Source organism: Peribacillus sp. Aquil_B1 (genome assembly GCF_022603275.1).
Taxonomy (GTDB): Bacteria; Bacillota; Bacilli; order Bacillales; family DSM-1321; genus Peribacillus.
The window spans coordinates 1,662,457-1,678,424 of the sequence record NZ_JAKXEE010000001.1; the positions used below are offsets into that span (position 1 = coordinate 1,662,457).

10 protein-coding genes and 1 pseudogene are annotated in these 15,968 nt (G+C 39.6%); all 11 read left to right on the top strand.

The annotated features are described in order from the left end of the window. The first annotated feature begins 24 nt into the window (after positions 1–24). Entirely contained in the window at positions 25–1,635 is a 1,611-nt protein-coding gene (locus MPH60_RS08325) for a xylulokinase (RefSeq protein ID WP_241593679.1), read from the top strand. 22 nt (positions 1,636–1,657) lie between these two features. Further along, positions 1,658–2,353: an L-ribulose-5-phosphate 4-epimerase gene (locus MPH60_RS08330; protein ID WP_076369848.1), complete on the top strand. Its 696-nt coding sequence runs from the start codon at positions 1,658–1,660 to the stop codon at positions 2,351–2,353. A 52-nt stretch (positions 2,354–2,405) separates the two neighbouring features. Further along, positions 2,406–3,830, top strand: a complete 1,425-nt coding sequence (gene araA, locus MPH60_RS08335; RefSeq protein WP_241593678.1) for an L-arabinose isomerase — start codon at positions 2,406–2,408, stop codon at positions 3,828–3,830. A 318-nt stretch (positions 3,831–4,148) separates the two neighbouring features. Next, positions 4,149–5,543 (top strand): sugar porter family MFS transporter, encoded by a 1,395-nt coding sequence (locus MPH60_RS08340; RefSeq protein ID WP_241593677.1) that lies wholly within the window; start codon positions 4,149–4,151, stop codon positions 5,541–5,543. A gap of 254 nt (positions 5,544–5,797) precedes the next feature. Continuing rightward, positions 5,798–6,841: an aldose epimerase family protein gene (locus MPH60_RS08345; RefSeq protein ID WP_241593676.1), complete on the top strand. Its 1,044-nt coding sequence runs from the start codon at positions 5,798–5,800 to the stop codon at positions 6,839–6,841. 840 nt (positions 6,842–7,681) lie between these two features. After that, positions 7,682–8,365 (top strand): C40 family peptidase, encoded by a 684-nt coding sequence (locus MPH60_RS08350; protein WP_241593675.1) that lies wholly within the window; start codon positions 7,682–7,684, stop codon positions 8,363–8,365. A 683-nt stretch (positions 8,366–9,048) separates the two neighbouring features. Beyond that, entirely contained in the window at positions 9,049–9,885 is an 837-nt protein-coding gene (locus MPH60_RS08355) for an alpha/beta fold hydrolase (protein ID WP_241593674.1), read from the top strand. A gap of 1,246 nt (positions 9,886–11,131) precedes the next feature. Beyond that, a pseudogene (locus tag MPH60_RS08360) lies at positions 11,132–11,422 on the top strand (iron chelate uptake ABC transporter family permease subunit); the annotation flags it as partial. Between the two features lie 257 nt (positions 11,423–11,679). Next, on the top strand, positions 11,680–13,491 hold the full coding sequence (locus tag MPH60_RS08365; protein WP_241593673.1) for a sensor histidine kinase: 1,812 nt from the start codon (positions 11,680–11,682) through the stop codon (positions 13,489–13,491). Continuing rightward, the gene (locus tag MPH60_RS08370; protein WP_241593672.1) at positions 13,488–14,654 is read left to right on the top strand and encodes a response regulator; all 1,167 of its coding nucleotides are present in this window, start codon (positions 13,488–13,490) and stop codon (positions 14,652–14,654) included. Before MPH60_RS08365 ends, MPH60_RS08370 begins: the two co-directional genes overlap by 4 nt. Beyond that, positions 14,651–15,928 (top strand): ABC transporter substrate-binding protein, encoded by a 1,278-nt coding sequence (locus MPH60_RS08375; RefSeq protein ID WP_336275663.1) that lies wholly within the window; start codon positions 14,651–14,653, stop codon positions 15,926–15,928. The genes MPH60_RS08370 and MPH60_RS08375 overlap by 4 nt, the downstream gene beginning before the upstream one ends. Positions 15,929–15,968 lie beyond the last annotated feature (40 nt).

Sequence of the window (15,968 nt, forward strand, 5' to 3'; positions counted from 1 at the left end):
AGCGCTGTCAGAAGGGGGATTAACGTGCAAACGAATAGATTAAAAATTAAACAAGCGATAAACGAGGGAGAAACTTCACTTGGAATCGAATTTGGATCCACGCGTATTAAAGCGGTGTTGATTGATAATCGTTATGAAACAATCGCATCTGGAAGTTATGAGTGGGAAAACCACTTGGAGGATGGAATTTGGACGTACAACTTAGTGGATATAATCACTGGTCTGCAAACAGCTTATAGTGAATTGAAGCAAGAAGTTGAACGAAATTACGGAATTACAATTCGGAAAATAGGTTCTATTGGATTTTCTGCAATGATGCATGGGTATATGGCTTTTGACAGTACAGGGGAGCTACTTGTTCCGTTTCGAACTTGGCGTAACTCAACAACTGGTGTTGCAGCAAAAGAATTAACTAATCAATTTCAATTTAATATCCCTGAACGATGGAGTATTGCTCACCTTTATCAAGCAATATTAAATGAAGAAAAACATTTGCCTCGCATTGATTGTATTACCACTTTGGCTGGATACATTCACTGGTTATTGACTGGTAATAAAGCAATTGGCATTGGAGATGCTTCAGGCATGTTCCCGATTGATGAATCAACGCAAGATTTCAATGAATCGATGGTCAAGCAGTTTGACGATTTAATTGCGGCGAAAGGTTATCCTTGGGGGCTAAAAGAGATTCTTCCTAAAGTATACATTTCAGGCGAGCAAGCGGGTGAATTAACCGAAATTGGAGCGAAAATCCTGGATAGATCAAGAAATTTACAACCAGGCACCCCAATTTGCCCACCAGAAGGCGATGCGGGAACTGGAATGGTTGCAACGAATAGTGTGAGGAAACGTACCGGAAACGTCTCAGTAGGAACTTCCGTTTTTGCCATGATTGTACTAGAGAAAGAACTTTCAAAAGTATATCCAGAAATTGATTTGGTAACTACACCAAACGGAAGTCCAGTTGGGATGGTACACGCGAATAACTGTTCAAGTGATCTCAATGCTTGGCTGGGATTGTTCCGTGAGTTTTCTGAGGCAATGGGACAAAAAATTGATACAAATAAATTATTTGAAGTGATGTTGAATAAGGCTTTGGAAGCGGATCCAGATTGTGGAGGTTTGCTTAGCTATGGTTATTTCTCAGGTGAAAATATCACAGGTTTAGAAAAAGGGCGACCATTATTTGTTCGCTCGCCTGAGAGTCATTTCAATTTAGCAAACTTCATGCGGACTCACCTTTTTACTGCTTTCGGTGCTTTGAAAATCGGAATGGGTATTTTAACAAAGGAAGAAAATGTTGCAATTGATCGTATTTTGGCTCACGGTGGTTTATTTAAAACCCCTCTTGTTGGACAAAAAATTGTTGCCGCTGCAATGAATACTCCAGTATCAGTTATGTCAACAGCAGGAGAAGGCGGAGCGTGGGGAATGGCGATTCTTGCATCTTACATGATGAATAAAGATCAAAATGAAAGTTTAGAAGACTTCCTCGACAAAAAAGTATTCGAAGAGGTTGATGGGCAAGAAATTTATCCTGATCAAGTAGATGTTAAAGGATTTGAAGCATTTATTGAAAGATACAGGAAGGGTTTAGTGATTGAGCAGGCCGCTGTAGACAACTTGATGTTATGAGTGGAAAACTGGAGGGATTGACGTGTTAGAACAACTGAAGGAAGAGGTATTTCAAGCAAATTTGGACTTGCCTAAATATGGGCTCGTGAAATATACATGGGGGAATGCAAGTGCCATTGATCGTGAAAGTGGTTTATTTGTTATCAAACCTAGTGGTGTTGATTACGAAACGATGAAAGCCAGCGATATGGTTGTTGTTGACTTAGATGGCAATGTTGTTGAAGGAGAGTTGAGACCTTCTTCGGATACAGCGACTCACGCAGTACTTTATAAGTATTACCAAGAAATCGGCGGCATTGTGCATACTCATTCAACTTGGGCAACAATCTGGGCTCAAGCTGGCCTTGATGTTCCAGCGATGGGGACCACTCATGCAGACACATTTTACGGATCCGTCCCATGTGCCCGCTACTTAACAAAAGAGGAGATTGATCGTGGGTACGAAGTGGAGACTGGGAAGTTAATCATCGAAACATTTGAAGAGCGTGGGTTAGATATTTTAGCCGTTCCTGGCGTCTTACTTCATGGTCATGGTCCGTTTACTTGGGGCAAGGATGCAAAATCTGCCGTAATGAATAGTGTGGTGTTGGATGAAGTTTCGAAAATGAATTTATTTACAAGGGAATTAAATCATTTTGCAAAAGAATTACCACAAAATATTTTGGATAAACACTATTTACGAAAACATGGAAAATATGCTTATTACGGTCAAAATTAAGATTAACTCTATCAAATTATCAAACTATTAGAATTAAGAAAAGAGGTTTATTATGTTAACAACAGAAAAAAAGGAATTTTGGTTCGTCGTAGGATCACAACATCTATATGGGGAAGAAGCGTTAGCAGAGGTCAAGGCGCATGCACAAACGATAACCGATGCATTAAATGAAAGCGGTTTTTTACCTTATCCACTAGTATTGCAAGATTTAGCTGTTAGTGCAGATAAAATCACAAGCATCATGAAAGAAGTCAACTATCGTAATGAAGTTGCCGGTGTCATCACTTGGATGCATACTTTCTCACCTGCAAAAATGTGGATTCGTGGAACAAAATTATTACAAAAACCATTGCTTCATTTAGCTACACAATTCAATGAAAGTATTCCTTGGGCAACGATTGATATGGACTTTATGAACCTAAACCAATCCGCTCATGGTGACCGTGAATATGGTTTTATCAATGCCCGTTTGAAAAAACAAAATAAAGTTGTTGTTGGATATTGGGAGCGCCCTGAAGTGCGACAGCAAATTGCACAATGGATGGACGTAGCGGTTGCTTATAACGAAAGTTTCAACATTAAGGTTGCCCGCTTTGGAGACAACATGCGAAACGTTGGAGTAACCGAAGGGGATAAGGTTGAAGCGCAAATCCAATTTGGGTGGACAGTTGACTATTTTGGAATCGGAGACCTTGTTCAATATGTAAATGCGGTTACTGATGAAGAAATTGATGCTTTATTTGCAGAATACGAAGGCCTTTATGAATTTGATTATGGTACCAACAGTAGGGAAGATTGGGAGAAAAGCGTAAAGGTACAGGTAAGCTATGAAATTGCGATTAAACGTTTCCTTGATGATGGTGGTTATACGGCCTTCACAACGAACTTTGAAGATTTACATGGAATGAAACAACTTCCTGGTCTTGCCGTCCAACGTTTGATGGCACAAGGATATGGCTTTGCGGGTGAAGGAGATTGGAAGACGGCAGCACTTGATCGCTTACTGAAAGTGATGAGCCATAACCAATCAACTGGCTTTATGGAAGATTACACATATGAATTAGCTGCTGGACAGGAATCAATCCTTCAATCACATATGCTTGAAGTCGACCCATCATTAGCAAGTAACAAACCAAAAATCGTCGTATCTCCATTAGGTATAGGTGATCGTGAAGATCCAGCCCGTTTAGTATTCGACGGCAAAGCAGGAGACGGCGTCGTTGTTTCCATGGCTGACTTTGGTACAAACTATAAACTTTTGATTAATGAAGTTTCTGCATTTGAGCCAACCATTCCAGCACCAAACCTTCCAGTGGCCCGTGTGCTTTGGGAAGTGAAGCCAAACTTCCAAGATGGGGTGAAAGCTTGGCTGGAGAATGGTGGCGGTCACCATACAGTTGTTTCATTGAATTTAACAACAGACCAAATCACAACGTATGCAAAGCTTGTTGGCTTGGAATACGTAGTTATTAAGTAATGTCTCCCCCCTCCAAGGAGGCTCTGCTTCCTTGGAGGGAAAAATAGGTACTCCAGAAGTTGAAGAATGAAAATAGTAACCATTAGTATGATCCCTTTATTCGTAAGCGTGTTCATGGTTTTCAGGAAAAAGATGAAAGCGTTTTAATAGCGCGATGACTACCAAGAATTCATCCTAATAAATAACTTTTAGGATGAATCTACTAGCATGTATTTGTAGGTTGAAAACACTAGTAATATTTTCTTTCAAAGCTATCAATATTTTTAGTAGTGGGATTTTTTAAAAAAATAATTTTAAAACCTTGAGGAGGGAATTTTTATGGTTAATGGAAAGAAAATCTCAAGTGGATTCATTTATTTTTTTGGGGCTTTTGGAGGCATTCTCTTCGGTTATGATATCGGCGTTATGACGGGTGCTTTGCCTTTTCTGCAACATGATTGGAACCTTCAAAACAACCCTGGTGCTATTGGCTGGATTACCTCTTCGTTGATGTTTGGAGCTATTTTTGGAGGTGCCCTGGCCGGACAACTTTCTGATCGTTTAGGACGGCGCAAAATGATTTTAATATCTTCTATCATTTTTGCTGTAGGATCCATTTTGGCAGGAATATCCCCTCATAACGGGATCCTTTTTATGATCGTTGCTCGGATTTTATTAGGGTTGGCTGTTGGTGCTGCTTCTGCGTTGGTCCCTGCCTATATGTCGGAAATGGCGCCTGCACGGTTACGTGGACGTCTGTCAGGAATTAATCAAACAATGATTGTCTCTGGAATGTTGCTTTCGTACATTGTCGCTTATTTATTGAAAGACTTACCAGGAACAATGGCATGGCGGTTGATGCTTAGTTTGGCTGCCGTACCTGCTTTGATCTTATTTATTGGAGTGTCAAGGTTACCCGAATCACCACGTTTTTTAATTAAGAACAATAAAATTGATGAAGCTCGTAAGGTGTTGGGCTTTATTCGCTCTAACAAAGAACAAATTGATTCCGAAATAACACAAATTCAAGAAACTGTTAAAGAGGAAGCTAAGGTAAATCAAAAAGCATCATGGGGTACACTTTTAAGTAATAAATACCGTTATTTAGTAATTGCGGGTGTAGGTGTTGCTGCGTTTCAACAATTCCAGGGCGCAAACGCAATTTTTTATTATATTCCTATGATTGTGGAAAAAGCAACAGGGCATGAAGCCAGCTCAGTATTGATGTGGCCAATTATTCAAGGGGTTATTCTCGTACTAGGTTCATTAATATTCCTTATGATTGCTGATAAATTTAATCGCCGTACTTTATTAACAATAGGCGGAACTATTATGGGGCTATCCTTTATTTTGCCGGCAATATTGAATTTATTAATTCCTAATGCAAATCCGATGATGATGGTTGTTTTTTTAAGTATCTATGTAGCGCTTTATTCATTCACGTGGGCGCCCTTAACTTGGGTCATAGTTGGAGAAATTTTCCCGCTGGTAATTCGCGGGCGTGCGTCAGGATTAGCTTCATCATTTAACTGGATAGGTTCTTTCTTGGTTGGATTGCTATTTCCAATCATGACCGCTTCAATGTCTCAAGAAGCTGTTTTTGCAATCTTTGGTGCTATTTGTTTACTTGGTGTTTTATTTATCCGGACATGCGTTCCTGAAACTCGAGGTCATACCTTGGAGGAAATCGAGAAAATTGGAGAAAGTAGACAAACTAAGGGGAAAAGTGCTTAATTTAGACCTATGAGATTTGGAGCAGAATTCAAAGAAGCTAAGCATGCATTTTTAATCAGGGGGTCATAAGGGAAAATACTTCTGTATTTATCATCTACACATACAGATCATGAACATGTTGATTTACTCATATGATTCCCTGTCTTAAGGCCGAAGTTGCTACTTCGGCTTTTCAACGATTAAAAATGTTTGCTGAACTTTTTGTGCAATTCATGGTTTTTAACTTTTATTTTAATAGGGAAGGAGCCGAAAAAATGAAAGCATCACAAAGCTCGTTTGGAAATGAAGCCTTGCTGTTTACTTTAGAAAATGATCATGGAGTAAGAATGGAAGTTACAAACTTTGGTGCAAGAATCGTCAATCTGTTCGTCCTAACGGAAACCGGTCGTAATAATATCGTATTGGGATTTGACTCGATTGAAAAATACAAAAAAGAAACATATTATGGAGCAACAATAGGAAGAGTCGCTGGAAGAATAAAAAATGGCGAATTTTCAATTGGTGAATCACGTTACCAAACATCTGTAAATCAATTAGGGAATACATTACACGGTGGCAGCCCTGGATTCGATGAAAAAATCTGGGATTATGAAGTGAAGGAGACGGATGAAAGTGCATCGATCATCTTTTCAACCCACTCACCTGATGGAGAAAATGGTTTTCCGGGGAATTTGAAAGTAAGTGTGACTTATACATTAGACAACTTAAATATTTGGTCAGTGAGCTATCAAGCAAATAGTGATAAAGACACAATTTTCAATCCGACCAATCACGTCTATTTTAACTTAACAGGGCATCCCAGCAATCCAATCGATGATCATTTCTTACAAATCTTTTCTGAAGAATTTGCACCAGTAAATGACGATACCACGGTAACTGGGGAAAAGCGAAGCACAATTGGCACGCCTTATGATTTTCGAACCCCGAAGAAATTAAAATCAACCTTTGAAACCATTGATGCAGAAGTTAATAAGGTTCAAGGAATCGACCATCCATTCTTCCTTACGTGCTCAGGACTTCATCAAACTGCAGCCAAATTAATTAGTCCTGACCAGAAAATAACAGTCGAGGTATACACAGAAGAGCCCGCGGTTGTCATTTACACGGCAAACTTTGTGAAAGGTGTGCCACTTATGCACGGAGAAAAATTAATTCAACACGGCGGAATCACGTTTGAAACCCAAGCTGCTCCAGGAGCGATTGAGTTTGAAGATTTTGGAGATATTCTTCTTTTAGCAGGTGAAAATTATACTTCCCAAACAAAATACAAAATTGAGGTCAGGACCCCACTCAGCTGATGTTTCCAGTTAGTGTGTTAAAGTGTTGAATAGGTGGATTTGGTTTCGATAATTTCACATCGATTCGGCTGTTAGTTAGAATCGGCATCAGGTGCCTGTCAGAGCGATCGAGCATAGGCCGTTACATTATCGGGTGGGATTCCCGCTGAATAAGAGTTAGCCACTTACTCGAACTGTGTTTTGGAGGATAGAGGATAACTTATATCTTTAAGCGTAAACAGTTGGATAGTTCGTACACTACTGTTAAAGGTAAGCCCACATTTAAACAGCACATATTCAATACGTAGCACCTCCTGATACGATCCTTGTATCAAAGGAGGTGCTTTTCCTATCCCTCAAAAAAAATTAACGATTGTTCCCGACAAATCATTCACTCGATTGTTTTGTACGAAACAAGGCAGGAATTCTACAAGAATGGAATGGCATCACGAAAAATATTCAGGCAGTTATAGTCGTGAGCGATAAGCCTTTGTTAGACACCACCTAATTTAAGGGTAAGAGGATGTTTATTTTACTTAAATGGAATATCCCAAATTAAAGTCATAACTTCGATGTATTTATTAAGCTCAAGGATTTGTAACTAGTGAAAAAAATAAAATGTAAGGAGTGGAGAATATATCACAGTACGAGGAGGTTATCCAAACCCGATGGTTACTACTATAAAAAGCAAGGAATTTACTCTTAATTACTACCTTTCGAAAGCGCGAGCAATATTTTGGTTATTTTGTATTTTATACTCACTTTATGTATGCATTTGTAATAATAATGTAAAATTAGGTAAATATGTGTGTCACTTAAAGATGATAAAATGATAAAAAAGAGATTTAATCGGGGGAGAAAATGAAAAAAATCATAGCATCTTTTGTTGTTTCTGGATTGTTACTATCAAATCCGTTGGTTGGTAATGCTGCATTGGGCGATCGTACATTAAAAAGTGGAATGACACATACAGAAGTAAAACAATTACAAGAGGTTCTAAAGAAAAAACAATATTTTAAGAGTAATAATACAACTAAATATTTTGGGACCGTTACTAAAAGTGCAGTCGTAAAGTTCCAAAAAAGTAAAGGTTTAAAAGCTGATGGTATTGTCGGTCCGAATACATATAAGGCTTTGGGAGTAAAAAAGAAAACCTCCAACGTAGCTAATGTAAATAAACCAAGCAATAAATCTACTGCGATAGTGAAGGAAGCAAAGAAACATTTGAATGTACGGTATGTATGGGGTGGAACTACACCAAAAGGTTTTGATTGCAGCGGATTCCTAAAATATGCTTTTGATAAAGGCGCAAATGTCACATTACCAAGAACGGTATCGGAAATTTATAAAAAGGGGACAAAGGTGTCCAAACCACAAGCTGGAGATCTGGTCTTTTATGAAACCTATAAACCTGGTGCCTCACATGCTGGTATTTATATAGGTGGCAATCAATTCATACACAGCTCCTCATCAAACGGTGTAAGCATTTCCTCCATGGATAATAGTTATTGGAAGAAAAGATATGTAGGAGCAAAAAGAATGTAATAGAGAAAGTTGCCAGTTCTTTTTTGAAGAGACTGGCTTTTCTAGTTCTAACAATAGGTTATGATACTAAGAAGTCCTATGGATGGTAGAATAGTTATTGATACATAAAATTTTTTTAAGACACAATTTTAGCTTTTATTGCTAGCTAAGTCCTGCGAGGCTAACCTCTGTACCTTCTGGGAAATTTTTCACGTTTTTTATAAACTTCCTCGACTGTAAGTTGGACTCATTATCATAGTGTTCAAGCTGCGGCTCACTGTTATCGTAGGGTCATTTAAACTTTGGAAAAACAAATTATTTTTTTGGGGAATAACTTAAAATTTGCAGAGTGAATTCGATAAATAAGCCTTGATGTTTTAGGGAGGGCTGTGATTTTGAATTCTAACTTAATTGGAGGTACCCCAATTGGAGTTGCTTAGAAATCTCTAATTCGATTTTTCAGTTTAAGTTCTTCAATATTTTCAATAATTTACACATCTTAGATTAAACAAATAAATTGTAATCTAATAATATTAATTGATTTGATATTTTTTGAATAATTTTACAATTTAGATAGTAGGGAATATAATAATTCTATAAACATTTTGCAAAAAAATATTTTAAATGTTTTGGAGTAAAGAGTTTTTTGTTTAAAGAAGCAAGAATATAGGTTTAATAATGAATATTCATGGGAGGAAATTTATATGGCAAAATTTACTGTAGGTAATGAAAATCATGCTCCAATTGAACTTTATTATGAGGACCATGGCTCAGGGAAACCCGTTGTCTTAATACATGGTTGGCCTTTAAGTGGACGCTCTTGGGAATATCAGGTGCCAGCTCTTATTGAAGCAGGTTACAGAGTCATAACATATGATCGTCGAGGATTCGGAAAATCATCCCAGCCGTGGGAAGGATATGAATATGAGACATTTGCTTCCGATTTACATAAACTGTTAGAACATTTAGATCTTCAAAATGTTACACTTGTTGGTTTTTCTATGGGTGGAGGTGAAGTAGCTCGATACATTAGTACGTATGGAACAGATCGTATTGAAAAGGCTGTTTTTGCTGGAGCAGTTCCTCCTTATTTATTCAAATCAGAGGATAATCCTGAAGGAGCATTAGATGATGCAACAATTGAAGAGTTCAAAAGTGGCGTGATAAATGACCGCCTTGCATTTCTTGACAAATTTACGAAGGGGTTTTTCGCGGCAGGTAATCAAACAGATTTAGTTAGTGAGCCTTTCCGTTTATATAATCGGGATATTGCAGCTAGTGCCTCACCTAAGGGAACGCTCGATTGTATAACGGCCTTTAGTAAGACAGACTTTAGAAAGGACTTGGAAAAGTTCAATATACCTACTCTTATTATTCACGGTGACTCTGATGCAACTGTACCTTTTGAGTTAAGTGGAAAACGTACATATGATTCCATTCCTGGTAGTAAGCTCGCTCTAATAAAGGGTGGTCCGCATGGATTAAACGCAACTCACCCAAAAGAATTTAATGAAGCGTTACTAACATTTTTAAAAGATTAATAAAGTAATGACGATCCTATTTCAAATGAGAAGGAGGAGAGCAGTCTTTCTTTTTATAAGGTTGAGGAAAACCCTTAATATGAGGCAGAAGTAGAGTGTTTGCTAGAAGACACTTTTCGAATAAATGAATCGTGCAATTATTATTACACTGATATCAGGGATTGATTGGATATTTCTGTACTTTTCAATACCCTTTATGTTAACCGGAATTGCATTTTAGGGGTTCTGCTAATAAACAAGTTAGCTGTGCACTTTACAGTTTTAGAGTTTTAGCAGAATCTAGGGCATCCCGAGATATACTTGATCTTAATTGTTAAAAATATATTTCTAAAGAAAAACACAGTCTAATACCTTCCTAGTTACAATAGAAGAAACTCTTGCAAAAAGGAGTCTTTGTCCAAAGTGACAAAGGCTTACTTCTGTATTTATTTCCCATTTTTGTCCTTGCATCGAGACCGTGCTTTAACTGAAAGAGTAAATTACTTTTTCTTCTTTCAGTCTCTCTATCAACTGTTTATCAATTCTATCCTACCTTAAATCATTCATTCGTTTTAAAGTTATATTTATGTGAATGTTTATTTATTTTATTTGGCTGTTTTCGCATACTTTGTTGCTATTTACTGCTATTTTACCAAGTAGTGCGGTGTGGTTGATTTCCCCTCCAGATGCTCGCTTTCCGCGGGGCGGGCGGTGAGCCTCCTCGTGGGGTCTCACCTGTCCCGCTGCTCCCGTAGGAGTCTCGCACTTCCGCTCCAATCAACCTTAAATAGTTTAGTGTTAAAAACAACAATCTTTACGAAAAGAGCCTTTTATTTAAACTAACAATCACTCCTATAGTTAATAGAATCTTCGATATTCAAATGTATACTTGTAGGAAATTTATACTTTGTATAAAAGCCTACAGCCGTTCCCCATACTAATATAGTTCAGACATATCCTTTTCATAATTCATCATATTTTGACGAATATCATCTAAGTTAATGTAAATGGAAGATAAATTTGCCTTAATATAGTTACTGAGTTAATTAATTCATTCTCGTAACTATAACCAATGAAGGTGAAACATTATTGGTTTGTTTTATGGTTCAGGAGGAACAGGGCAGGCTACTATAAATCTAAGTCGGAACTTTATTGGTTTCGAATTACCTTCTGAAGCCATCGAATTACCACCCTTGTGACAATTACGAAGACGGACTGCGGGAATGCAGCCAGTCAAATCTGTGCCGACAGGGTTAGGTGTTAGGGTGAAAAAGAAAGGGCAATCCTGCTGCTTACAGCGGTTGCGCTTGCAGTAGCAGCTGTCTCTGTCACAGGAGGCATCGCCTTCGTCGGGCTCAGGGCTCCGCACTTTGCAAGAGCTCTGGTCGGAGCTCGAAATCATCTCTTACTGCCGGTAGTGATTCTGATCCGCGGCTGGCTGCTGCATCTGGCAGATACCATCGGAAGAAACATACTTGAACTCGAAGGCATACCTGCGGGGATTATGATCTCTTTAATAGGAGCTCCTTATTTTATGTATTTTTTGATGAATAAGTAGGAGAAAAAGCACGATTTTTGTAAAAGCTGAAGATGTCTTCAGCTTTTTTTTTGCCTTATCAGCTTCAAATCTCTGGCGCAGCGCAGATTGGGACATAATATAAGCCTGAACTGCGAAATATAACGATACATGACTTACACGAATCCTACTTAAGCATGATTGACTTGGATTTTTGATTTGATATAGTTTTAGGATGCTAAATTGTGAAGATAAGATCAGACTAAAAAAAGAGCCTTCTGCGAAAGGGGGTGCCCCCTGTGAAAAGCATACAAAGCCGTTTATTGATCATGCTGCTGATTTTCATCGTTCTTCCCTATTTCCTGTCCGTTTTTTTCATCTACACTTATACAAAAAACAGTGTGGAGCAGTATGAACTTGAAAACAGCCGGGAGCAGCTTCAGAAGAATGCTGATGAACTGGAGCAGTATTTTGACGGCATGATTGATATTCCATATATTCTGTACCGCAACCCTGATCTGTTTCGGATTTTTAATAACGGCTTCGAAGACTCCATTTATTTCAGCCCTATGACTATGGAAAAGAGTCTCGAAACCTTTTATCTAATGAGAAACGAATTCCGGCAAATCCGTTTCTATATTGCTAAAAACAATGAGTCATTTACTGTCTATAATGCAATGATCAGCACACACAGGTACCAGCCGAATTTTCTGAAACAGAACCCAATCAAACAGCTGTATGCATCTGACTCACAATATTTGATTGAGCCGCCCCATCCTCTTGAGAATTACAATAATGCAGCCATTGTTCCAAAATCGGACAAAACGATGGTGATGACTTTTCACCACAAAATTATGGACGTTCTTTCTAAAAAGTTTCTTGGGATGATTACAATCGACATTGATTTGGGCGAGTATGCCAGCATTTGCAATAACCTTGTCCAGGGAGACGCATCTTCTGTTTTGCTTATTGATTCAAAAGATCGCGTCATGTATGCAAATGATCATGCACTGATTGGAAAACCTCTTCCTACCGATGAAAAGCAACGTCTTGATGGGAATAGGAGCCGGCATGATGACGATATCCTCTTATCAAAGGAGTTATCAGGGTCACTGAACGGATGGAAATTGATTAAGATCATGTCGAGTCAGGCTTTATATGAAGATGTCAGGAAAACCGCCTATACCAATATCCTTGTCGGCATCGGCGTAGGAATACTGGGTTTGCTGATGATAGGCATTATCTCAAATAGGATTACCCGTCCCATTACGAGGCTGAGCAGCAAAGTCCGCTCCATTGAAGGCGGAAATATGAATGTCCCTTTTGATGATACCAAAAGCGATGAAATTGGCCATTTGGAGTCACACATGAAGGACATGATGAACCGGATCAATTCCCACATTGACCGTGAATATAAGCTTGAAATTGAAAACAGGAAGAACCAGTTCAGGGCGTTAAAATCACAGGTTAATCCTCATTTTTTGTTTAACGCATTACAATCAATCGGCGCTGTCGCCCTCAGGTCAAATGGACCAAAGGTCTATCAATTGCTGACTTCGCTGTCCAAAATGATGCGCTACTCAATGCAGGCAGACCAATGGGTACTAGTTCGGGATGAAGCTGAGTATACAAAAGCGTACCTCTCCCTTCAAACAGAGCGTTTTGGTGAAAATGTAAGTTACTCGGTCAATATCGATGAGTCCATTTTGGACATGACTATTCCAAGTATGATTCTGCAGCCCCTAGCAGAGAATTTCTTCAAACACACGTATGAGGAAGGTTACAGCAACGCTCATTTGTCCATTAACGGGGAAAAACAAGGAAACGATCTGTGCTTTACTGTAGAGAATGATGGACCGGGTCTGACGGAAGAAGAGCTTCATACTCTACGGGAACATATCTATACACCCCCTTACGAAGGGAACTATTCGAATGAACATATAGGCCTGAAGAATATTCGTGACAGGCTGCTTCTAGGGTATGGACCAAGTGCAGAAATGAAAGTAGATTCGAATGACGGACAGGGAGTTTCCGTCAGCATGAGGATCCCGATAAAGACCGCCCTTGGGAATGATAAAGACTTACTTCAGGAAAGGAGATCAAAACGGTGAAAGCACTGATTGTTGATGATGAATTCAATGTGCGGGACGTCATACGCCATTTAGGCCAGTGGGAAACTTACGGCATCACCAAGCTATTGGAGGCTAAAAATGGCCATGAGGCAAAATCACTGATTGAGAAAGAACGCCCGGAGATTATCTTTACAGACGTGAAAATGCCCGGTATGGACGGAATCAAACTGATTGAGTGGCTGGATTCCATTTCCTATCCGGGCAAAGTTATTTTCATTACTGGATATAACGATTATTCCTATATGCGGAAAGCCATTCAGCACAGCAGCTTTGATTACCTGCTGAAGCCGATAGAGTATGAAGCGTTCAATCATACACTGGAAAAATCGGTAAAAGCCCGGAAGGATGACTTTGAACATGCTGAAGTGCTGGAAGATGTGAAAAAACTGCGGAGAAACCAGTTAGCCACTGCGATATGTCTGGGGGAACGTTCAGACTCAATCAGCCTTGCCGAGTTTCTTCCTGAATCGGAGGGCTATCAGCTGACACTGCTCTCCTTTTACCAGATGCACAATCCGGATTTCTATATCCAAAAGCTTTCAGATGAGCTTACGGACCGCAAATTAGGAAATGCGTTTTACCTGCAGACGGATCTTAACCTCTGCCTTGTTATCACCATTCGCGATCAATGGCTCTCCGTTGAGGAATGGATCAGCCAGGAGTTCGATATCCCTGTAAGGCTTGTAACTGAAGAGCAGGTCGAAACTTTATCGGATATCAGGACCTCGTTTCAGGCTCTGCAGAAAAAGCTCGAGGAACAAAACTTCCGATCCATCCATCGTCTGGATGAAATAGATGCCGCTCGCCGCATGGAAGACATGGTTTCCTATGTTGACATGTATTATATGGAGGATTTGAGTCTGGAAAAGCTGTCGAATGTTTTCTTTTTAAGCCGCGAGCATATCTCAAGAAAGTACAAGCAAGAAACCGGAATGACCCTGTCCAAATACATCACGGAGCTTAGAATCAGCCAGGCAAAGTCGTGGCTGAAACAAAAAGACAAAAGCATTTACTCCATCTCGACCATGCTTGGCTATCAAGATGAAATCTACTTTTCAAAGCTATTTAAAAAGGTCGTCGGCATGACGCCTTTTGAGTTCAGGAACAAGAACGATCAACATGAATCTAAAGGGGTGACATGATGAAAAACAGGTTTTTATCCCTTTTATTAATCGGAGCCGTCAGCCTGCCTCTTTCTGCATGTCAGGACGAAGCCCCACCAGAAAAAACGGAAAAGACAGAGCGGAAAATCACGCTGGATTTAAGGAATCCGAAAGTGGAAATTTCCACTCAATTTGAAGAAATGACGCGTGCTTATGAACGGGAAAATCCCCACGTCAATATTAGGGTACATACTGTTGGAGGCGCAATGGATGACCTCGCCGACCTAAAAGCCGAAATGGCGACCGGCACTGGTCCGGATATCTTTACAAACAGCGGCTATGAAAATGCCAAGCTGTGGCGGAACTATCTGGAGGATCTCTCAGGGGAGCCCTGGATTAATCAAGCATACAAAGAAGCCCTGACGCCGGTCACATTGGACCGGAAAATTTACGGAATGCCGGTTAACCTTGAAGGGTATGGCTTTATCTATAATAAGGATCTATTTAAACAAGCCGGCATTACTGAACAGCCCGCCACTCTTTCTGAACTGACAGCAGCTGCCGAAAAGTTGCAGAATGCAGGCATTACTCCCTTTGCAACAGGCTACTATGAAGACTGGAAATTGGGCGACCATCTAATGAATGTTGCTTTTGCCCAGCAGAAGGATACTGATGCTTTTATAAGGAATTTAAATAACGGAACGGAAAAAATCAGTACCAATCAAACATTTAAGGATCTCCTTGCCCTGCTCGATCTCACCATAAAGTACGGAAACGATAATCCGCTGTCAACGGACTATTCAATGGAAGTGAATCTGTTTACCTCCGAAAAAGCAGCCATCATTCAGCAAGGCAACTGGATTCAGCCGATGATCGATCAAGCTGCGCCGGACATGAACATCGGTTTTATGCCGATTCCGATTAATGACCGACCTTTAAAGGAAGCCCTTGTCGTCAGCGTTCCAAATTATTGGGCCGTAAATAAACAGTCCATTCCTGAAAAGAAAAAAGAAGCCAAGAAGTTTTTAAATTGGATGGTGTCGTCAGAACAAGGAAAACGGTTTATGACGGAAGAATTCAAATTCATTCCTGCGTTTAAGAACATTAAAACTGATGATATAGGGCCGCTCGCAGAAGAAACTCTTCGAAATTACAAAGAAGGGAACACCGTCCCATCTAACTGGTTTCACTTCCCTGTTGGAATTAGAGAAGAATTCGGAGCGGCTACTCAGCTCTATGTCGGAAAACAGCTGAACCGCAATCAGCTGCTCAATGAATATCAGAAGTCCTGGGAGAGGTTTTCGAAGGAATAGCCTCTTGCCGGGGCTTTTTTTGCCTTCTACAATTGCGATA

Excerpts from the sequence above, each read along its gene's own strand:
- araA (WP_241593678.1), top strand. The coding sequence starts at position 2,406 with ATGTTAACAACAGAAAAAAAGGAATTTTGGTTCGTCGTAGGATCACAA.
- MPH60_RS08350 (WP_241593675.1), top strand. The coding sequence starts at position 7,682 with ATGAAAAAAATCATAGCATCTTTTGTTGTTTCTGGATTGTTACTATCA.
- MPH60_RS08375 (WP_336275663.1), top strand. The coding sequence starts at position 14,651 with ATGATGAAAAACAGGTTTTTATCCCTTTTATTAATCGGAGCCGTCAGC.
- MPH60_RS08340 (WP_241593677.1), top strand. The coding sequence starts at position 4,149 with ATGGTTAATGGAAAGAAAATCTCAAGTGGATTCATTTATTTTTTTGGG.
- MPH60_RS08355 (WP_241593674.1), top strand. The coding sequence starts at position 9,049 with ATGGCAAAATTTACTGTAGGTAATGAAAATCATGCTCCAATTGAACTT.
- MPH60_RS08345 (WP_241593676.1), top strand. The coding sequence starts at position 5,798 with ATGAAAGCATCACAAAGCTCGTTTGGAAATGAAGCCTTGCTGTTTACT.